15 protein-coding genes are annotated in these 19,897 nt (G+C 50.4%); 7 read left to right on the top strand and 8 right to left on the bottom strand.

What is annotated here, in order from left to right:
• Nucleotides 1-5: 5 nt before the first annotated feature.
• From CRP01_RS11700 to CRP01_RS11685, 4 genes are all read left to right on the top strand, one after another.
• Nucleotides 6-1,607 (top strand): solute:sodium symporter family transporter, encoded by a 1,602-nt coding sequence (locus CRP01_RS11700; protein WP_099150227.1) that lies wholly within the window; start codon nucleotides 6-8, stop codon nucleotides 1,605-1,607.
• Between the two features lie 128 nt (nucleotides 1,608-1,735).
• On the top strand, nucleotides 1,736-3,061 hold the full coding sequence (locus CRP01_RS11695) for a glucuronyl esterase domain-containing protein (RefSeq protein ID WP_222845713.1): 1,326 nt from the start codon (nucleotides 1,736-1,738) through the stop codon (nucleotides 3,059-3,061).
• A 346-nt stretch (nucleotides 3,062-3,407) separates the two neighbouring features.
• On the top strand, nucleotides 3,408-4,619 hold the full coding sequence (locus CRP01_RS11690) for a multidrug effflux MFS transporter (RefSeq protein ID WP_222845712.1): 1,212 nt from the start codon (nucleotides 3,408-3,410) through the stop codon (nucleotides 4,617-4,619).
• A 132-nt stretch (nucleotides 4,620-4,751) separates the two neighbouring features.
• Nucleotides 4,752-6,257 carry a sulfatase family protein gene (locus tag CRP01_RS11685; RefSeq protein WP_099150225.1) on the top strand — a complete coding sequence of 502 codons (1,506 nt, stop codon included), beginning with the start codon at nucleotides 4,752-4,754 and terminating at the stop codon, nucleotides 6,255-6,257.
• Between the two features lie 42 nt (nucleotides 6,258-6,299).
• On the opposite strand, the gene CRP01_RS11680 is transcribed toward CRP01_RS11685, so the two are convergent.
• Nucleotides 6,300-7,319, bottom strand: a complete 1,020-nt coding sequence (locus CRP01_RS11680; RefSeq protein WP_099150464.1) for a GntR family transcriptional regulator — start codon at nucleotides 7,317-7,319, stop codon at nucleotides 6,300-6,302.
• A gap of 116 nt (nucleotides 7,320-7,435) precedes the next feature.
• The gene (locus CRP01_RS11675) at nucleotides 7,436-8,224 is read right to left on the bottom strand and encodes a 3-keto-disaccharide hydrolase (protein ID WP_099150224.1); all 789 of its coding nucleotides are present in this window, start codon (nucleotides 8,222-8,224) and stop codon (nucleotides 7,436-7,438) included.
• A gap of 196 nt (nucleotides 8,225-8,420) precedes the next feature.
• Here CRP01_RS11675 and CRP01_RS11665 point away from each other — a divergent pair, with 196 nt between their 5' ends.
• Nucleotides 8,421-9,473 (top strand): Ldh family oxidoreductase, encoded by a 1,053-nt coding sequence (locus tag CRP01_RS11665; RefSeq protein ID WP_170110333.1) that lies wholly within the window; start codon nucleotides 8,421-8,423, stop codon nucleotides 9,471-9,473.
• A gap of 106 nt (nucleotides 9,474-9,579) precedes the next feature.
• On the opposite strand, the gene CRP01_RS11660 is transcribed toward CRP01_RS11665, so the two are convergent.
• Both CRP01_RS11660 and CRP01_RS11655 read right to left on the bottom strand, forming a co-directional pair.
• Nucleotides 9,580-10,851, bottom strand: coding sequence for a hypothetical protein (locus tag CRP01_RS11660; protein ID WP_099150221.1), 1,272 nt, complete (start codon nucleotides 10,849-10,851; stop codon nucleotides 9,580-9,582).
• 240 nt (nucleotides 10,852-11,091) lie between these two features.
• Nucleotides 11,092-12,111, bottom strand: coding sequence for a zinc-binding alcohol dehydrogenase family protein (locus tag CRP01_RS11655; RefSeq protein WP_099150220.1), 1,020 nt, complete (start codon nucleotides 12,109-12,111; stop codon nucleotides 11,092-11,094).
• A gap of 381 nt (nucleotides 12,112-12,492) precedes the next feature.
• Here CRP01_RS11655 and CRP01_RS11650 point away from each other — a divergent pair, with 381 nt between their 5' ends.
• Complete coding sequence (locus CRP01_RS11650) at nucleotides 12,493-13,476, top strand: aldo/keto reductase (protein WP_099150219.1); 984 nt, start codon at nucleotides 12,493-12,495, stop codon at nucleotides 13,474-13,476.
• Between the two features lie 65 nt (nucleotides 13,477-13,541).
• On the opposite strand, the gene CRP01_RS11645 is transcribed toward CRP01_RS11650, so the two are convergent.
• Together CRP01_RS11645 and CRP01_RS11640 are read right to left on the bottom strand one after the other, a co-directional pair.
• Nucleotides 13,542-13,943: an alkyl hydroperoxide reductase gene (locus CRP01_RS11645; RefSeq protein ID WP_099150463.1), complete on the bottom strand. Its 402-nt coding sequence runs from the start codon at nucleotides 13,941-13,943 to the stop codon at nucleotides 13,542-13,544.
• Nucleotides 13,944-14,023: 80 nt separating this feature from the next.
• Complete coding sequence (locus CRP01_RS11640) at nucleotides 14,024-16,384, bottom strand: ABC transporter permease (RefSeq protein ID WP_099150218.1); 2,361 nt, start codon at nucleotides 16,382-16,384, stop codon at nucleotides 14,024-14,026.
• Between the two features lie 311 nt (nucleotides 16,385-16,695).
• On the opposite strand from CRP01_RS11640, the gene CRP01_RS11635 reads away from it, so the two are divergent.
• The gene (locus CRP01_RS11635) at nucleotides 16,696-17,466 is read left to right on the top strand and encodes a membrane or secreted protein (RefSeq protein ID WP_099150217.1); all 771 of its coding nucleotides are present in this window, start codon (nucleotides 16,696-16,698) and stop codon (nucleotides 17,464-17,466) included.
• A 32-nt stretch (nucleotides 17,467-17,498) separates the two neighbouring features.
• On the opposite strand, the gene CRP01_RS11630 is transcribed toward CRP01_RS11635, so the two are convergent.
• Nucleotides 17,499-18,392: a hypothetical protein gene (locus CRP01_RS11630; RefSeq protein ID WP_099150216.1), complete on the bottom strand. Its 894-nt coding sequence runs from the start codon at nucleotides 18,390-18,392 to the stop codon at nucleotides 17,499-17,501.
• Between the two features lie 58 nt (nucleotides 18,393-18,450).
• A complete protein-coding gene (locus CRP01_RS11625) occupies nucleotides 18,451-19,842 on the bottom strand; it encodes an MBOAT family O-acyltransferase (RefSeq protein WP_222845711.1) in 1,392 nt (463 codons plus the stop codon).
• Nucleotides 19,843-19,897: the final 55 nt, after the last annotated feature.

The raw sequence follows: 19,897 nt of genomic DNA, 5'->3' as shown, positions 1-19,897 counted from the left end.
CTCTTATGGTTCAATTTCTAGTTTTTATCGCATTTACCGCCTTTGTTGCCTATTACGCGAGCCGGCAACTCAGGAAAGATGATCTACGCTCCAAAGACGGCTATTTTCTGGGAGGACGCAGTCTTACCGGAGTAGTGATCGCCGGCTCGATGTTGCTCACCAATATTTCCACCGAGCACCTGATCGGGATGAACGGCTCCGCTTATAAAAACGGAGCGATCATTATCGCCTGGGAAGTTACTTCCGCCATCGCTCTGGTGATCGCAGCCCTGTACTTCATTCCGAGGTATTTGAAAATGGGTCTGACGACCATCCCGGAATTTCTCGAAAAGCGATTTGACGGTTTAACCCGTACCCTGATAAATCTGCTGCTGATCGTATCCATCATTTCTACGCTCCTTCCCATCGTACTGTATACCGGTGCCATCAATATTGAGAGCATTTTCGGCATATCGGAACTGTTGGGCATTTCGCAGGGCGAAGGCCTCTGGCTGACCGTTGTCGTTGTCGGATGTATCGGTGCCGTTTACGCCATTTTTGGCGGGCTGAAGATGGTTGCCCATACGGATACCATCAACGGATTCGGGCTACTGATCGCCGGCCTGCTCGTCCCGATCCTCGCTCTCTGGGATATCGGGGACGGCAATCTGCTGAATGGCCTTTCCAAAGTATACCAGCACGCTCCGGAAAAGTTTAATGTGGTCAGCCGGGAAACTTCGGTCGGGCCCGGTTCGCGGGATGCCATACTGCCTTTTAGTGTACTGTTTACCGGATTGGTGATCAACCAGCTGTATTTCTGGGCCATGCACCAGTCGATCATTCAGCGGGCCCTCGGGGCAGTCAGTCTCAAGGAAGCCCAAAAAGGCTTGCTGTTTACCGGACTGTTCAAGATCTTGATGCCCATCGTCATCGTACTGCCGGGGATCATCGGATTCTATTACTTTGGCGATCAACTCTACGGAGATCAGGACACTGTTTATCCCGAATTGCTGAAAAAAGTACTGCCCCTCTGGATGACCGGCTTTTTTGTGGCGGTGATCATGGGAGCCATTCTCAGTACGTTCAATAGTGCGCTCAACAGCGCCGCTACCCTGTTCAGTGTGGGTATCTACAAGCGTTACATCAACCGGGCAGCTACGGACAACCGACTGGTTAATATTGGGAAACTTACTTCCGCTATACTGGCGATCGGTGCGATCGCGATCGCACCCTTTGTGGCCAATGCACCCGATGGGCTTTACCAGCTCCTGCAGCAGCTGAACGGGATCTTCTTTATTCCCATGGCCACGGTGATTATCGCCGGATTTTTATTCCCGAGGGTTTCGGCCATCGGAGCCAAGGCCGGGTTGATCTTTGGTCTGCTGTTCTACATCCTGGTGTATATGGTTTTTGCCATCGATCTGCATTTCGTACACGTTTGGGGCATTGAATTTATTCTGAACATTATCGTCATGCACGCCGTGTCTATCGCCTATCCTCCGAAAAAGACATTTTCGATCCAGGATGTCGGAGTGGTGGAAATGACCCAGTGGAAATACGCAAAACCTATGGGAATTGCATTGACTGTTGTTACTATTCTGATTTATATACTATTAGGAAATGTTTAACTGAGTAAAATTTTTCTGCACCTAATTTAAGTGATCGCCCAAGCCGGATCGTTTATGGTACAAACAGAAGAATGGATAGCTTATCAGTTCATCACATTGATCGTTCGCTTAAAACCAAACCATTGATTATGAATTTGCGAATTACATCTCTCCTATGCTTGCTGTTTGCGTTAGTAGGCTTCCAACAGCTTGCCGCACAGACGCCCACCACGATGACCGGCCGCGATGCAACTGCCGGTAATGCCTGGGAGGCCGATCGTACGCCGCCACCGGACGAGATGAACCTGCCGGACATCATGACCACCTTCAGCGGTTACAATATCACGACCGGCACGGACTGGGCGGCCAAAAGACGCCCCGAGATCCTTAATGCTTTCCAGGCCAATGTGTACGGAAGAGTGCCCAAACAGGACTATCAGGTAAAGTTCTCCGTGGATAATATCGATGAAGATGCCCTGGAGGGAAAAGCGATCGGCAAATCGGTAACGGTTATGCTCAGCGCAAACGGTAAAAGCCACAATTTCAACCTGTACCTGCTGGTTCCCAAATCCGATAAGGGCCCCTACCCTACTTTTTTGGGATTGAATTTCTACGGTAATCATACTGTCCATGCCGATTCGGATATTCCTATTAGTTCCAGCTGGACGCCCAATAATTCTCAATTCTGTGTGTTTGATCATCAGGCCGACGAGGTTTCCCGGGGTGTCCGGGCCTACCGCTGGCCGGCCGAGCGCATCATTCAGCGCGGATACGCCCTGGCGGTCGTCTACAGCGGAGATATTGACCCCGATTTTGACGATGGTTTCACGAATGGCGTGCACGCGCTGTTTTCCGGCGAACGCGATAACCAATCCTGGGGTACGATCGGTGCCTGGGCCTGGGGACTCAGTCGGGCGATGGATTACCTGATGCAGGATGAGGACGTTGACCGGAATAAAGTGGCCGTGATGGGCCATTCCCGGCTCGGTAAAGCAGCGCTTTGGGCCGGTGCCCAGGACGAACGCTTTGCACTGGTGATCTCCAATGATTCGGGCTGTGGCGGGGCCGCCATTTCGCGCCGGAAGTCCGGAGAGCGCCTGAAAGATATCAATGGTAATTTCCCCCATTGGTTTGCACGCTCGTTCCGGCAATACAACGGTAAAGAAGAGACCCTGCCCGTAGACCAGCATATGCTGATGTCTCTGGTGGCTCCGCGACCGCTGTACGTGGCCAGTGCCCAACAGGATGACTGGGCCGATCCCTACGGCGAATATCTCTCGCTTTATTTCGCCCAGCCGGCTTATCGTTTATTGGGTTACCGCACCCGACTCGGACTCCAGCACCCCAAAGTCAACGAGCCGGTGAGTAGCGGGCAGCTGGGTTATCATATCCGATCCGGCCGTCACGATGTAACCCGCTATGACTGGGAACGGTATATGGATTTTGCCGATCTTCATTTCCATGCGGAAAAATAATTGATATACGCTGAGGAGGGGGTGCCGACAGTCAATTGCTGATATCGGCACCCCTTTCTTATTCCTGTCTTTCTCCTGTGCTTCTTTATCCGGCTTTCTCCCGCGGACTTTCCTACTTCCTAAAAAAATGGCCATTCTTCCCAACCGCATGAAACAAATTCAGGCGATAAATGCTTTCTATTTGTTTAAAGCCCCGAACGTCGGTGTTTTTAAGCGCTAAATGTATTACCGGAACAATTCGGATCGCTTAGAAAAGCACCTCCACATCCTTCAGCAGCCGCTTACAATCCAGGTACAGTCATTCGTTTGTTGCTCGTGCCGTTGTTAGAATTCAAAATTTGTCGCATTGAAAAGTAGAAACGCCACCGCTATTATTTTTATCCTCGGGGGTGTCAGTATGATCGGCCCGTTCACTACGGACATGTACCTACCGGCATTCTCCGCCATCGCCGAAGGACTCGACACACTCGTTCCCGAAGTGGGCTATTCGCTCAGTAGCTATTTTGCAGGGATCTGTATCGGGCAATTAATCCACGGCCCGCTCATCGACCGCTTTGGTCGCCGGAATCCGCTTCTGATCTTCCTCAGTCTGTACATCATCATGAGTCTGGCCTGTTCCTGGACCAATAGTATTGAGGGACTGATCATTTTTCGCTTTTTTCAGGCTTTCGCCGGAAGTTGCGGGATGGTGGTCAACCGGGCGGTAGTAAGGGACCTCTTTCCTCCGGGAGAAACGGCCAAAGTATTTTCCAAATTGATTCTGGTGATGGGCGTAGCGCCGATCATTGCTCCGACCGTAGGTGGTTTTGTGGTAGAAGACTGGGGCTGGCGGGCCGTATTCTGGGTACTGGCTTCGATCGGTGCCGTCGTGCTGGCCGCCGTAATCTGGTCGCTCCCGGAAAGTAAGGCTCCGGATAAAAGTGTATCCCTTCGCCTCCCGGCGGTAATGCGGAACTATGGAAAAACCCTGGCTAACCCGCTTTTTATCCCTTTCGTCATTGCCGGGGCCATGAATACCGGTGGGCTATTTGCTTATATATCAGGCTCTTCCTACGTTTATATAGACTTGTACGGGTTGGATGTTAAAACCTTTGGCTGGATATTTGGCGGCAATGCCGCCTGCTTCATTCTGGGCAGTCAGATCAATCGTATCTTTTTGAAATACAGCCAGAGCCATAAGGTTGTAATCCCGATGGTGGCTTTCCAGTTACTGAATGGGATCATTCTGGCGTTCATGGTCTATCAGGGAACGATCACCCTGCCGATCATGATCGTGCTGATCGGGTTTTATACCCTTTGTCTGGGCATGGTGGGGCCGAACGCTTTGGCCCTCGCCCTCAGTCCCTTCACGGAAAACGTAGGGGTAGCTTCCGCTGCATTAGGCAGCGTACAAATGGGCATGGGAGCTTTGGCTTCCGCATTGGTCAGTCTCTTCGCCGGCGGATCAGCGCTATCCATGGCGGCCGTAATGGCCGGAGCAACGGCGATCGGTCTGATCGGCTTAATTTTCGGCGTCCGGATGATCCGCAGAACAGAATGGATGGTCGCCGGCACCTAAAAACATGGTTAAATTCATCCTTTGGCCTGCCCGTACAGGCCCGTCCCGGTCAAATAACCATCTAATGAACCTCACTTTACCATTTTTTCGCCATCAAAAACGAATTTTAAAAATGTTCTAACTCCAATTTGTATGAATAGCTCAAGGACCATTTTTCTTTTGTGTCTGCTGGCCAGCATCAGTTGCCAATCTCCCTCCGAAAAGGTAACGGAACAACAGCGACCCAATATTCTGTTCATCATGGCCGATGATCATACCACCCAGGCGATCAGTGCCTACGGCGGTATTTTTGCTGATTACGCCCGAACGGAAAACATTGATCAACTGGCCGAGGAAGGTATGCTGTTCACGAATACTTATTGTACCAACGCCATCTGCTCGCCCAGTCGGGCCACCATCCTGACCGGAAAATACAGCCATAAAAACGGCGTGCGCTGCCTCGGGCAGGATTTTGACGGTTCCCAGACCACCGTACAGGCTTTGATGCAGGCTGGTGGTTACCAGACCGCTATTTTTGGCAAATGGCACCTGCGCTCCCTACCGACCGGTTTTGATGATTATAAGGTTCTGCCGGTACAGGGCCGCTATCAGGATCCCCAATTTCACGAAAAGGGCACAGACAGTCTCATCACCCACCGGGGATGGTCCACGGATGTGATCAGCCAGATGACGATCGATTTTCTGGAGCAGCGCGATCCGGATAAACCTTTCCTGGCTTTTTGCCACTATAAAGCAACCCACGATCCCTGGGCTTCCCGGCCGCCCTACGATACCCTCTGGGAAAATGAGGACCTGCCCGAACCGGCTAATCTGCTCGATGATTACGCTAATCGCTCGGAAGCCGCAAAAAGGACCGGTTTGAAACTGGAGCGCATGAACCAGAGTACCTTCCCGCACCGGCGACTGGAAGGAGTCTCCGACCTGGAGCAACGCCGGTACATCTACCAGCAATACATCAAATCCTTTCTGCGGTGCGGACGGGTATTGGATGATAATGTCGGTAAAGTAATCCAGCACCTGAAGGAAACCGGGCTATACGATAATACCATCATCATCTATACCGCCGACCAGGGCCATTTCCTGGGGGAGCACGGGTATTTCAGCAAACGTTTTATGTACGATGAAGCGATGCGGATGCCCCTGATCATCCGTTATCCGGAATGGATCAATGCCGGTACGAGCAATACCGACCTGGTGATGAACGCCGACTTTGCTCCCACACTCCTGGATATGGCCGGATTGTCCGTCCCCGAAGAGATGCAGGGGCGAAGCTTTTTGGCCAATTTAAAAGGCCGGACTCCGGAAGACTGGCGGACGGCCGTCTATTATCACTACTGGCAGCACCTATTGCACCGGGAAGTTGCCGCCCACTACGGGATACGGACTAAGGACCGCAAATTGATCTTCTATTACGGCTTACCGCTGGGACAGACGGAATTTGATCCTACGCCACCGGAATGGGAGTTTTTTGACCTAGAGGCCGATCCGGCAGAAATGCGGAATGTATACGACGATCCCGCGTACAGCGCAGAGGTCCGGCAGCTGAAACAACTCCTACTCGATCTGCAGGAACAATATGAAGACCGGGGGCAACAATATCCCGAACTGGTACAGGTGGAAAAAGAACACTTCTGGTAAGTGTGCGCTTAGTTATTCTACCAGAGGTGCTAGCGGAAACAATTACAGTGAGTTGCGGGGGACAAAATAGAAAGGATTGATGATATGTGCCTTTTGTTTTTCCAGGATCAGTTGAGCCGCGGTCTCTCCCAGTTTTTTAAAATCCGTAGAGATGACCGTGATCCCATCGAGCAGGATCTCTTTGAGTGGCGTTTCGTTGTAGGAAATGATCCCTACCTCCTCACCGGTCTTTAATCCCAGGGATTTTACCCGTTTGATCAGGGTGATCAGATCGTCCTCCATCAGATTGATAAAGGCATCTTTCGGCTCGATCGGGCTGGAGGAAATGTCGCGTACGATCTCGTAATCAAAGGCGAACTCCGCGCAGAATCGGCGAAAACCGGAAAGGATCTCTTTCGGATGATAGCTGTCTTCCGGAAAGATGATCTTGATCTTGCGGTACTGGCTCAGTTTATCTTTGGCCTCCGTGAGTGCCTGGTAGATATCATTACCAAAATCCTGATAGACCGCGCTGTACTCGCCCTCGATGCCGGGTACCTTTTTGTCCAGCAGGATAAGCTTGTGTTTTGGGATCTGGTTGATCACTTCCACCACATCTTTACCGCCATCCAGAAAGTGGGCGATAATGACAAAATGGGAGTAATCCTTATCGAGGTTTTCCAGGATCCACTGTTTGAACAGGCGGTAGTTGTTGTTGTAAATAAAAAAGTCGATGGATACTTCCTCACCCAGCACCTCCACAAAAGCGTCGTAGATCATCTTTTTGTGTACACTGAGCTTGTTGAAAAGTAAAAAGACCTTGGCCTTGCGCTGAATGTCCGTCCGCTTGACGTAATATCCTTTTCCCGGCACCGATTCGATAATGTCGATCTGTTTCAGATGATCGTAAGCTTTTACGACCGTATCCCGGGAAATATCGAAATCGATCAACAAGCGATTTACCGAGGGAAGTTTTTCTTTCTTTTCCAATACACCGGATTCGATCCCACTGAGGATAGAGTTGATGATCTGGATGTACTTCGGGGTTTTGGAGTGCTCGTTGATCTGAATGTTATGCTTCATGCTGCTGGCTTGGGCAAAGCTGCTAAATGAGAATCGCCGGACCTTGGCCGCCGACTTTCCGGCCTGAAAAGTTAGACCGAAGAAGCCCGGACCAAGGTCCGACTCAGGGTCTATTCTTACATTTCCCGGATCCAAATATTCCGGAAACTGATCGGTTCACTGGGATCTCCGTGGTCCTGCAGACGAATGGAAGCCGGACCGTGGGCTTCGTAATCAGGCAAGCCGATATACATGGTGTTCCCCAGAATGGTCGTATGGTTTTGCACCACTACTCCGTTGAGGATCACTGTGACGGTAGCCCGGGAAAACAGCGAACCGTCTTCCTTAAAACGGGGAGCAGCATAAATTATATCGTAAACATTCCAGGAACCCGGTGCCCGCATTGGGTTTTTCAGCGGCCGGGATTGCTTGTAGATACTCCCCACCTGGCCGTTGGCGTAGGTACGGTTGTTGTAGTTGTCGAGTACCTGTACCTCGTAGCGCTCCTGCAGGAAGATCCCGCTATTGCCTCTCGCCTGACTTTTGCCCGTGATATCCTCGGGAATGCGGAATTCCAGATGCAGTTGGAAATCCTCAAATTCCTTCTTGGTCTTGATGTCACCGGTACCTTTATTCACCGTAAAAGCGCCGTCCGCCACGGTCCACTTCGCATCCGATCCATCGGCGTGCTCCCACTCGGACAGATTCTTGCCGTCAAAAAGTACGATGGCGTCGGACGGAGCCGAAATAAAGGCATTATCCGTTTGTTCGCCCGGAGTGACTACATCAATTTCCGGTTCCCAGAATTCGGTCATCCCCGGTTTCATCGGGAGCGGTTTGGGAACGTCCTGAGCGTAGGCCTGGGAGAAGGCCAGCAGGCAAACTGCCAGCAACAGTGTTGTTTTCTTAATCAGTTGGTAATTCATTGAATGAAATTTTGTGAAGGTGCATCGCTGGGATGCTGTCTTTGTACTTGAAATAAAACAATGTCCGAAATTAACGCATTCCAGACAGAATCCGGTATCTCATCCGGGACGAGAATTCCCCGAATGACCATTGGCAATATAAAGATATCTTCTATTTTAGCGCGATTGACTTTCACTTTTTTAACCAATAGTCACTTTGAGATACCATAAGAAAGACCTGCAAGAATTGAGTATAGGGCTGCTGAAAGCCTGTGGCTTATCCGAATCCAGAGCGATCACCGTTGCCGACACGCTCATCGAATCCGATCTGATGGGGCACACCACCCATGGCCTGGCATTGTTACCGGTTTATTTGAAGGAACTGGAATCCGGAGGCATGGCCAGGTCCGGCGAACCGACCGTCATTCAGGACCACGGAGCCTCCTTTAGCTGGGACGGAAACTATCTGCCCGGTCCCTATCTGGTCCACAAAGCGATCGATCAGGCGGTAGCCCGTACCGCTGAGCACCCGGTCGTCAGCGCCACCATTCAAAAAGCCCATCACATCGGATGTCTGGCGGCTTATCCGGAAAAGGTTACCAGCCAGGGTTTGGTTCTGCTGTTGTCCTGTTCGGATCCGAGAAATGCGACGGTAGCGCCTTACGGAGGCGTAAAGGGGGGATACAGTCCGAACCCCATCGCGGCCGGTTTCCCCACGGACGGTGATCCGATACTGATCGACATCAGCATGTCCGCAACGGCCAATGGTTATATAATTCAGAAGCAAAAATCGGGGGCAAAACTCCCGCATCCCTGGCTGCAGGACGCGCAGGGTGGCGTAACGGATGACCCGGAAGCCTTTTTTGTCGATCCGCCGGCCACTATTCTGCCGTTGGGTAACCAGGATACCGGTTACAAAGGATTTGCACTGGGTATTCTGGTCGAAGCACTGACCAATGCTCTGGGAGGTTTCGGCCGGTCCAGTAAACCGGACAACTGGGGTGGTTCTGTTTTCTTGCAGGTGATCAATCCGGCAGCATTCGGCGGCCTGGATTATTTTAAGCAGGAAATGAGTTTTTTCCGGGATAATGCCCTGGCTACTCCCGCTCCTCCGGGTGCACCACCGGTACGGATGCCCGGTCAACGCGGACTACAACTGCGTGCTGAACAGTTGCGTAGTGGGGTGGAATTATATTCCGGTATACTCCCGGCGATTGCACCTTATGCTGGGAAGTATGGTCTGGAGATGCCGCTGCCGGTAGTGGTTTGACGGTGATTTGGAGACCGGGAGACTTTGAGACCAGGAGATTGGGAGAAGTCACCCCTTCTCCTTGTCTCCTGGTCTCCTCGTCACCTGGTCCTCTCGTCTCGCTCAGTTAGTTCACGATATTGTGGATCTTCAGCTTTTTGTATTCATCCAGGGATAAATTCACGTAGCCTTTCTCGTTCGCGCGACGGATAAATTGAGGCGTCACGTGGTGAATGGAAAGTGCTACCAACTCGTCCATTGGCACGCTCTTGTAGCCCAGCTCATTCAGGCCTTTTATCAAGCTGACATCTACATTATGAATACTGGCCTTGATGATCATATCGGCCGTCAGATCACTATAACCTAACGCTTTCAGGGAACGCAGGAATTCCGGACTGGTATGGTGAATGGACATGCGGGTGATGTCTTCCAGCGAAATATTACTCAGCCCAGCTTCCTGAACGGCCTCTACCAGGTCCATATCTACGTGGTGGATGCTTACTCGTACCATTTGTTCGGCGGAAATATCGGTAAAGCCGGCCTGTACCATCCGTTTGATCATATTGGGATCGACGTGATGAATACCGAATTTGATCAGATCTTCAAAGCGGATCTCTTTCAGCCCGGAATCGTAAACGGCCTGGATGTAGTCCGGCTGTATGTTGTGGATCTTTCCCCGTACCAGGTCGTCCACATCCAGATCATTCATCCCGAGATCAGCCAGTTTGCGGATGTAATCACTACTCACGTGGTGGATCTTCATTTTTACCAGACCATCCAGCGGGATCTGATCAATGCCATAGGCTTTTACGGCGGGCAGGAAATCCTGCAGGTAGGCATAATCCAGATTATGGATGCCCAAGCGTACAATATCTTCAATATTTGGTTGATCGTATCCGTTTTGGCTCAGATAATTGATGTATTCCCGGCCAACATTGCCCATAAACAGGAGTACCATCTGTTTATCACGGATCGATCCCGTCGTTTCTTTTTCAAGGAATTTTACAAAGGCTTCATCCGGCAGGAAAACGAAATTGCCGTGGCCTTTCCGATCCCCGAAGGTGCCGTCAAGCTGCATGGTGCCGGCTTCCCGGGTGATACGGACCGTGGCCTGGTGGCCATCGGTGGGTACCCGGTCGTATTCACTGGCCTGGAAACATTCATCCATCTGCCAGTTGCTGTTGCCGGTTGGTGTTACCCGGAATTCCACGCACCACTGATCTCCGTTCCAACTGGATTTCCACTTGCCGTCGACCTCCTTGGCCTGGGTAATGGTTGTTGCGATACCAGGATCCGTATTCGTTTCATAGGTTCCGGCATTCAGGAAAGTGAAAGCGAGAACCGGTAAAAAGAGTAAGAGGTAATTCAAGCGTCGATTGATGTATTTCAGGTAGGACATAAAATGGTTTTGTGATGATGAGCGAATACTTTTTACATCACCAATTCCATGCCAGACTATAATCCACTGAAATACAGCACCTTAAAACCAACGGGATTTCTCAAAATTGTGCGCATTCGGACAATGTCGTCCGCAAATGAACACCTGGCGGAGAAAGTAACTTTCGGAACCCCGGCCGAAAGCATTAATTATTGTGTGTCAGACATTTAGCATTTGGAATATTTCTGCTGGCGTACTTCCTTAATCCCCCAGTGTTACCATTGCTTTAATCACCCCGTTTTCGGGCTCGAGCCATCCGTTGAAATGATCGATCATCCGGTCAAAAGGAGCACGATGAGTAATGTAAGAATCCACGGGAAAATTCTTTTCGTACAGCACATCGATCACCTGATGAAAATCCGTGAAAGTTGCATTACGGCTGCACAGGATGGAGGCTTCCCGGGCGTGGATAAAGGGATGATTGAACTGCAGGTCCCCCTTGAACAAACCAACCAGAATATACTGTCCGCCGTGGGCCAGGTACTGGACACCACTCTCCATGGCCGTTTTGTTACCGGTGGCGTCAAATACGGCAGTGGCCAGATCGCCGTTCGTCAGATCTTTCACCTGCTCCAGTGGGTCTTCCAGGGCATTGATCGTGTATTCGATGCCGATGGATTCCCGGGCGTAGGCCAGACGGTCCGCATTGACATCAATTGCGATGACTTTGTTGCCAAGTACCTGAGCCAGTTTCATAATGCCCAATCCAATCGGTCCGCAACCGATCACGACGATCGTCTCCTTGTCCAATATTTTTGCACGGAACAGAGCGTGGGCACCGATAGCCAGGGGCTCGATGATGGCGGCTTCGTCCAGGCTCAGGTCATTCACGGGGATCAACAGCTCTGCCGGTACGCTGATCTGCTCCTGCATGCCTCCATCGGTATGTACGCCGAGGACTTTCAGTTTGGCACAACAGTTGGGCTTGTTATTCCGACAGGGAAGGCACTCCCCACAGTTGACGTAAGGCACCACCACTACCCTATCCCCTTCCTTCACGGTTGCCGATATGGAATTAACGGTATTGACCACACCTGATAATTCGTGCCCTAAGATGCGCGGATAGGTAAAAAAAGGCTGATTGCCTTTAAAAGCGTGCAGGTCCGTCCCGCAGATGCCGATGCGTTTGATATCCACCAGCACCTCCCCTTCCCTGGCTACGGGTGGTTCCTTTTCCCCTAAGCGGAATTGTCCGGGTTGTTCGCAAACTATATACTTCATGTTTATTTTAAGTTCTTTTTATTAATGAGATTTTTTTAACTGAGTAAAATTACACCCTAAAAATAAATTAGATTGTTTGCCATGTTCTAGTTATCATCAAAAAATGACTTTAATATAAGGTTGCCGGGATTTGGTCCGGTATCCCTACCCTACCGGATCGCCGGTTAAAGTATTTTGGTCAAGTTGACGCTGATCTAAAACCTGACAGCAAAATAAAGCGTTCAATAGCAAATGTATTGATTTCCTGGTTTCGTCAGGAATACTTAAATCATTTCCTGCACGATAAAAACCATTTCTATTTATTCCTGCATTTTTATATTGGGAAATACAATAGAAAGAAAATTTTAGCTGAGTAAAATATAATTACAAAAGACTAAATATATGGAATACAGAACATTGGGCAGAACCGGCTTCGTCATCTCTGAAGTCAGCCTTGGCACCTGGCAGGTAGGCGGTAAATGGGGCGCTAAATTCGACCATAAGCTAGCTGATAGCATTTTGAATACCGCTGTAGACAACGGTGTTAACTTCATCGATACCGCGGATGTTTACGGTGATGGAGAAAGCGAAAAAGCAGTAGGTAAACTCGTAAGATCCCACGCTGATAAGATCTATGTAGCTTCCAAATGCGGCCGGAAGATCTCGCCGCACATCAATGAGAATTACACCCCGGAAGCCTTACGCGGTTACGTAGAGGCCAGTCTGAAAAATATGGGCCTGGAGCAGATCGATCTCATCCAGTTGCACTGTCCACCCACGGAAGTGTATTACCGGCCGGAGATATTTGCCGAATTTGACAAAATGATCCAGGAAGGGAAGATCTCCAAGCTGGGCGTCAGCGTGGAAAAAGTAGAAGAAGCCCTGAAGGCCATAGAATATTCCAACGTCGATACGGTACAGATCATTTTCAATATGTTCCGGCAGCGTCCCGATGGGCTGTTCTTCCAGCAGGCAGCAGAAAAAAATATCGGGATCATCGCCCGGGTGCCACTGGCCAGCGGCCTACTGAGCGGAAAATTCAGTCGGGATACGACTTTCCTGGAAGACGATCACCGTACCTTCAACCGCGACGGAGCAGCCTTTGATAAAGGTGAAACCTTTTCGGGAGTAGACTATGACCTGGGACTGGAAGCCGTGGAAGAGATCCGACATATCTTTCCGGACCAAAACCTCGCCCAGATCGCCATCAAATGGGTTTTGATGCACCCGGAAGTCAGTTGCGTGATCCCCGGCGCTTCCCGCCCCGAGCAGGTAGACGATAATCTGGCTACTATTGGTCTGCCGCCGCTGACCGACGAGCAGATGGCCGCGGTGAAAAAGATCTACGACCATAAGATCAAAGCGGAAGTACACCAGCTTTGGTAGGTCATAAAAAATGAGCGGTGAGCAAGGCGCATATCTGCACTATCCTGCTCACCGCTCAACCTATTTTAATGGCCACTTTCTTGCTCTCCCTCCAAGGGCCAGCCCGCTCGATGTGCAGCCCGCAGGATCAGCAGGAAGGGAATCCACCAGATGAGGTCATTGGTGATCAATGTATAACCGAACGCCCCCGGCACCTTGCCCTGCCAGTAATTGAGGAGAAAGCCGATGGGACCGAATATTTTTCCCAGAAAACCCACCGCTACGATCGGCCAGTGCCGGATCGGCGCCACACTGGCCCACCAATATCCCAAACCATAGACTCCGATCACCATGCCCATTCCCTGCCAGATCATCGGATGACGGGGCAATTCCATTCCGGTGAAATAGAAAAAATCATTCGGGAAAAGTACCGCCCAGGTTCCCCAGGCGATATTGTAGACGGCCGCTAATCGCAAAGTCGTCTGCATCCACGGTTGAGCCAGTTGTCGTTCCATAGAGGCCTAACAAAAAAGCCTGTGCTTTGTTGCCGCCTGGAGTTTCCCGTCCATCATATGTCGCGCAGACACTCTTTCGGGTCGACGTGGGCCGAACGGAACGCCTGCGATCCTACCGTCAGCCAGGAAATGAACAATACCAAACTACCCGCCAGCAGGAAGTACCAGATGGTAAGATCGATTCGGAAGGCAAAGCGATTGAGCCATTGCCCCGTGATATAATATGCTACCGGCAGGCCAATCAGAATGGCAACCAGCACCAAGCGGGTAAAATCCCGGGTGAGCAGCGTGACGATATTGGCTACGCTCGCCCCCAATACTTTGCGGATGCCGATCTCCTTCTTCTTGCGGTCGGCCGTAAAGGCCGCCAGCCCGAACAGGCCCAGACAGGAGATAAGGATCGCAAAACCGGCAAAATACTTGGACAGGGAAGCGACCCTTTGTTCGGCCGCGTACTGCAGTGCGTACTGCTCGTCCGAAAACTCAAAATTGAAGGCAAAACCAGGATTGTAGGCTTCGTAGAACTCCTGAAGATTTCCGATTGCTTCCTGGGTTCTTCCGGCTTCCAGACGGGCCATGACCATCCAGGTATTTTCCTCGTCCAATACAAAAAACAGGGGTTTAACTTCCTCGTGGAGGGATTGAAAATGAAAATCTTTTACCACGCCGATGATCTCCCGGTCGTACCGGCCCCACAAACGGATCTTCTGGCCGATGGGGTCTTCCAGGTTCATCACTTTTATCGCGGCTTCGTTGAAGATGATCTTGCTCGTATCCGCACCGAATTCGCGGGAGAAAGTACGACCGTCTTGCATTTCCACATCAATGGTTTCCAGCAGATCGTAATTCACCCGCACGTTCTCAAAGAGGATCCGAGTCTCGGGGTCCTTACCGGGCCAGTCCAGTCCGCTGGTATTATTCTGCCGCCCGATCAGATCGTGGCCGATGCTCGAAATGCTGGCCACTCCCGGCAGATTCCCGGCTTCGGCCAGGAAGGCTTCGGCCTGTTCCTCGACCCGTCCGTTCATAGAGAAATAAATGAGGTTGTCTTTATCGTATCCGAGGTTTTTACTTTGCACATATTTGATCTGCTGGTATACGACCGATACCGCAACGATGAGGATAACGGAAAGGGTAAACTGAAAGATCACCAGTCCGCGACGGGCCCAGAGTTCGCCCAGGGAGGTTTTGATCTCCCCTTTTAATACGGCTACCGGTTTGAAAGAAGAAAGGTACAGCGCCGGATAGCTGCCGGCCAACAGACCGGTAATGAACATGATGCCCAGAAAACCCAGGCCCATTTCCGGACTAAAACGCAGACTGATCTCTTTATCGGTGATCAGATTGAATTGCGGCAGCACCAGGAATACCAGCAGAATGGCGACCACAAAGGCCGCAAAAGCGATCAGAGTGGATTCCGTCAGGTATTGCCAGATCAGGGAGGCCTTACCCGCTCCTACCGCTTTTTTCACACCAACTTCCTTGGCCCGCAAAGAAGCCCGGGCCGTCGAAAGGTTCATAAAGTTAATACAGGCAATGATCAGAATAAAGGCCGCGATGATGGAGAATAAACGTACGTAGTCGATCCGGCCACCTACCAGTTTGCCGCTTTCGTAACGTCCGTAGAGATAACTCTCGGAAAAGGGCTTCAGGAATAAAGTGACGTTGCTGTCTTCATTTCGCTGTTTTACGAAGTCGGCGATCTTGGCTTCCACTGCCGCTGCATCGGCACCTTCCGTCAGGATCACTTTGGTACTGGGACCATTGCTGTCCCAACTCCGGAGCCAGGAATTGCCCTCTTCATTCTTGAACTTTTCGAAATTGAGGATCAGATCGAAATCATACGAAGAATTGTTGGGGGTATCCTCGAAAATACCGGATACCTGGTAGACTTCTTCGTGATTGATTTCCAGTGACTGCCCCACTGCATCCGTAGCCGATCCGAACAGGTTTTCGGCCGTACTCCGGGAAAGAACGATGGCATTGAGGTCGCGCAGTACCGATTCGGGTTGTCCCTGTAACAATTCAAAGCTGAACATTTTGAAAAAATCGCTGCCGGCGTGATAACCTTTTGCCTGAATATTGGTTTCTCCTACTGAGAGCGTATAGGTATTATTCCAGGTAATCGTGGCCGCGTATTCAATTTCCGGAACTTCTTCCTTTAAGGTTTCGGCCAGCATTCCGGGAGTGGAGTTGGTCGTCATAACACTTTCTGCATATTGCTGGTGTTCCATGACGTTGTAGAGGCGATCCTCCTGAGCGTGGAATTTATCCATACTCAGTTCGTCGTTCACCCAAAGTACGATCAATAAAGTACAGGCCAATCCGGTAGAGAGGCCGATTAAATTGATGAAGAATGAACTTTTGTGACGACGGAAATTGCGTAGTGTGAGTTTTAAGGTGTGTGAATTCATGTCGGGTGGTCTGATTTTTTATCCATTATACTTTCACAAAGACTCCCGCTGCTAAAAAAAGTTGCAATCCGGACTGAAATTCCCGGTAACGTATTTTATCTTAATTAATTCTAGTCGATACTTGAATTGTAGAGAGAAGATGGTAGAGAGTGGAGAGACTGAGACTGGGAGAATAGTGCTAAATCGCTCATTTTAACGATTTGCAGTCCCACTACCCTCTTCTCTATACTTTCTACTAAGTTGCATGGCAATTTGAATTATTCATTAGCTTACGAACATATTTAATCCAATTACCTACAAAAAGAAAAACTATGCTTTACTCCTACCCTATCCGAATATTTCTTTTGCTGACGGTTTTCCTGGTTGGCGAATCCTGCGCCCGCAACGCCACTAAAGGGACCGTCAACATCAATATGGATGACCCCATGCCTACGGGCGCCTGGAGCCGACAATTTAGCGAGGGCGGGAAAGACCTGACGGAGATCCTGCTGATCGCGGACGGCTATTATTCTCTCACCCGTCACGAGCAGGAAAATGGTGCCTTTATCTGGACCAAAGGAGGTTACTACACCAAATCGGGAATGTTCCTCCGGGGCTATCTCGAATTCCACTCCGCCGATCAGGGCAAGGTCGGGGAACTGGAAGAATGGAAACTCGAACCCAAGGGCAAGGAACTGGCGCTGAGCCTGGCCGGAAATACCAGTACCTGGCAGTCTATCGATGTTGGAGAAAAAACGCCTCTCACCGGCGCTTGGCTGTTTGCCGGCCGCGAACGCGACGGGGAAGTACAGCGAAGAGATACCAACCAGCCACGAAAAACCATGAAACTGCTAAGCGGTACCCGCTTTCAGTGGATCGCTTACAATACGGAAAGCGGCGAGTTTTTCGGAAGTGGTGGTGGAGAATATACCGCCGAGGATGGCGCCTACGTGGAAAAGATCCGTTTTTTCTCGCGTGACGACAATCGGGTAGGTGCAGAATTACCGTTCGATTTCAGCCGTCAGGACGAAGAGTGGCACCACAGTGGCAAAAGCAGTTCCGGACAACCGATGTACGAGATCTGGGCGACCCGGACGCAATAAAAATTCAGCAATTGACCGGGAAGTAGGGTGTTCTATTCCAGTGCCTGTTCCGTGCGGCTCGATAATACCCCCATTTGGAACAGACTGTCGATGAAGACCTTACTTCCCGCCTTGTTGAGGTGTTGAAAATCGGCAAATAGATGAAAATCATCGACCGTGTTGGAGAAATTATGAACGGGTAAGCCGGTAGCCTGTTCGATGGTACTAATATAAGTTTCCAGATTGGACATTTTGGCCAAAAATGCGGGGAAATAGGGCCCCAGCACCAATTGTACCTCACTGCCCTGCTGCTGGCAATACCGGACCAGATCCGCCAGTATTTCCGGTGCTTCTTCGGGGTAGTAGATGATGAACTCGTAGTCCTCAGCAACTGACCGGGACTCTTTCTCACTCAGGTTCCGTTCCACCACCCATCCTTCATCCGATCGGTTTTGATAGTAAAGCGCTCGCTGGAAGATCTCACTATTGTAACGGAATAGATGACTCAGGCCCAAACCGCCCCTGATCTGGGGATCGGCCAATCTGATCAGACTGTCTATACGTTGGGAATACGGCAGATAGGGACTAAAATTCATAATGAGCTGATCGTCAAATCGATCGCACAGGCTCACATCGATCACGATCTTTTCCGGTGCCGGGTAATGATCGTAATAATCACGGACAAGGCCGGCGGCCAGATTGATCGGAAGTCCGTTATAGCTTAAATTCAGGGTAGCCAGTTGCGTCTTTTCTTCGATGTAGGGCTGATAAAACGCCAGGCCGCGCGAGTTGCCGAGGAGCAGTAGATCCGCTTCGGCCCTGCCCGTATAAAGGCGTGAGTACCGAAACTCACTTCCTTCGATCACCTGCCTCAACAAATAGCCGCCCAGGCGGTCACCCGCCAGAACCAGTAGAATAAATCCAGCTATCCAGAGAAATTGTTTCATGCTGAGGCGTAATCGGTATTTGATCTCAAAAGGTTCGGCCTTCCGAAATTGGGTTAAACTAAAATTGGAAATATATAAATGCATTCGCTCCGAAAGTACCAAAAAGGGCGATCAGCCACAGAAGGGCACCAAAAGAGAACGCTCGGAAAACGGGTTGATATATAATCCGACGCCGGTAATCCAACTGAAAACTGGAAACTTCCACCAGCAACAGGATCCCGATCAGAAATCCACCCTGCAGTACCGCAAATTTGTTGATCACATTGCTCCAGCTGAATCCTTCCAGTGAGGCCATCCGTTCGAGGATAATGAGCGCCCGGTCGAAACTGGTACTCCGGAAAAAGATCCAGGCCAGACAGGTCAGCGAAAATACGATCAGGATATTCAATCCGCCGTACAGTACTTTCGGGGTCCGTAATCTGGCGTGTAACTTTTGCCAGGCCGGACTGAGCATCCGCTGCAGTATCAAATAAAGACCGTGGAGGAATCCCCAGAAAACAAAGGTCCATCCCGCGCCGTGCCAGAGGCCTCCGAGTAACATGGTGATCATCAGATTTCGGAGTGTTTTCCAGTATCCTTTGCGATTCCCCCCCAGAGAGATGTAAAGGTAATCCCGCAGCCAACTGGACAGCGTAATGTGCCAGCGCGTCCAGAATTCACTAAAATCCTGGGAAAAATAAGGCGTGCGAAAATTAACGGGGAAGCGATAGCCCATTGTCCGGGCCAATCCGATAGCAATGTCCGAATATCCGCTAAAATCACAGTAGATCTGCACGGCGTAGAAAAACACTCCGATGAATAAATGGAGCGAGCCATAATGGTGAGGAGAACCAAAACTTTGGTCCACGAAGAGCGCCAGCGTATCGGCGATGGCCACTTTCTTGAAAAATCCCCACAGCATTTGCGCCAGTCCCAGGTATAAATTATCCCAGTTGAAAGCGTGATCCCGGCGCAACTGCGGCAAAAAGGTCTTGGCCCGCACGATTGGCCCGGCAACAAGTTGCGGAAAAAAGGAAATATAGGTAGCGAAGCGCAGGAAACTGGGCTCCGGTTCGAGATCTCTGCGGTAGATATCGATGGTATAACTCATCGATTGAAAGGTATAAAAGGAAATGCCGACGGGTAGAATAATGTGCATGGTATTCCAGGATAGCTGCCAGCCAAACACGGACACGGCCTCCTGCAAAGAATCGGCAAAGAAATTGAAGTATTTGAAAAAGGCGAGTACTCCGAGATTTATGGCTACGCTCAGCCAAAGCAATTTTTTGCGCTGATCTTCTTCCGTTTCTATGGCCATTTTGGCTCCGATCGTGAAGTCGATCAAAGTAGAAAAGATGATCAGTCCGAGAAAACGCCAGTCCCACCAACCGTAAAAGAAATAACTGGCGGCCAGGCACCACCAGAGCCGGCTCTTCCCCTTCAGTGCGAAGTAGAGGGGTAAGAACAACATCAGAAAGATTAAAAACGGCAGACTGTTAAAAACCATTGAGGGTCTAATTATTGTG

The organism is Flavilitoribacter nigricans DSM 23189 = NBRC 102662 (genome assembly GCF_002646595.1).
GTDB lineage: Bacteria > Bacteroidota > Bacteroidia > Chitinophagales > Saprospiraceae > Flavilitoribacter > Flavilitoribacter nigricans.
This window is presented reverse-complemented; position numbering and strand designations above follow the sequence as displayed.

Coding starts and splice junctions, on each gene's coding strand:
- CRP01_RS11695 (WP_222845713.1), top strand. CDS start 1,736: ATGAATTTGCGAATTACATCTCTCCTATGCTTGCTGTTTGCGTTAGTA.
- CRP01_RS11655 (WP_099150220.1), bottom strand. CDS start 12,111: ATGAAGTATATAGTTTGCGAACAACCCGGACAATTCCGCTTAGGGGAA.
- CRP01_RS11650 (WP_099150219.1), top strand. CDS start 12,493: ATGGAATACAGAACATTGGGCAGAACCGGCTTCGTCATCTCTGAAGTC.
- CRP01_RS11685 (WP_099150225.1), top strand. CDS start 4,752: ATGAATAGCTCAAGGACCATTTTTCTTTTGTGTCTGCTGGCCAGCATC.
- CRP01_RS11680 (WP_099150464.1), bottom strand. CDS start 7,319: ATGAAGCATAACATTCAGATCAACGAGCACTCCAAAACCCCGAAGTAC.
- CRP01_RS11625 (WP_222845711.1), bottom strand. CDS start 19,842: ATGTTGTTCTTACCCCTCTACTTCGCACTGAAGGGGAAGAGCCGGCTC.
- CRP01_RS11630 (WP_099150216.1), bottom strand. CDS start 18,392: ATGAAACAATTTCTCTGGATAGCTGGATTTATTCTACTGGTTCTGGCG.
- CRP01_RS11675 (WP_099150224.1), bottom strand. CDS start 8,224: ATGAATTACCAACTGATTAAGAAAACAACACTGTTGCTGGCAGTTTGC.
- CRP01_RS11700 (WP_099150227.1), top strand. CDS start 6: ATGGTTCAATTTCTAGTTTTTATCGCATTTACCGCCTTTGTTGCCTAT.
- CRP01_RS11640 (WP_099150218.1), bottom strand. CDS start 16,384: ATGAATTCACACACCTTAAAACTCACACTACGCAATTTCCGTCGTCAC.
- CRP01_RS11645 (WP_099150463.1), bottom strand. CDS start 13,943: ATGCAGACGACTTTGCGATTAGCGGCCGTCTACAATATCGCCTGGGGA.
- CRP01_RS11635 (WP_099150217.1), top strand. CDS start 16,696: ATGCTTTACTCCTACCCTATCCGAATATTTCTTTTGCTGACGGTTTTC.
- CRP01_RS11660 (WP_099150221.1), bottom strand. CDS start 10,851: ATGTCCTACCTGAAATACATCAATCGACGCTTGAATTACCTCTTACTC.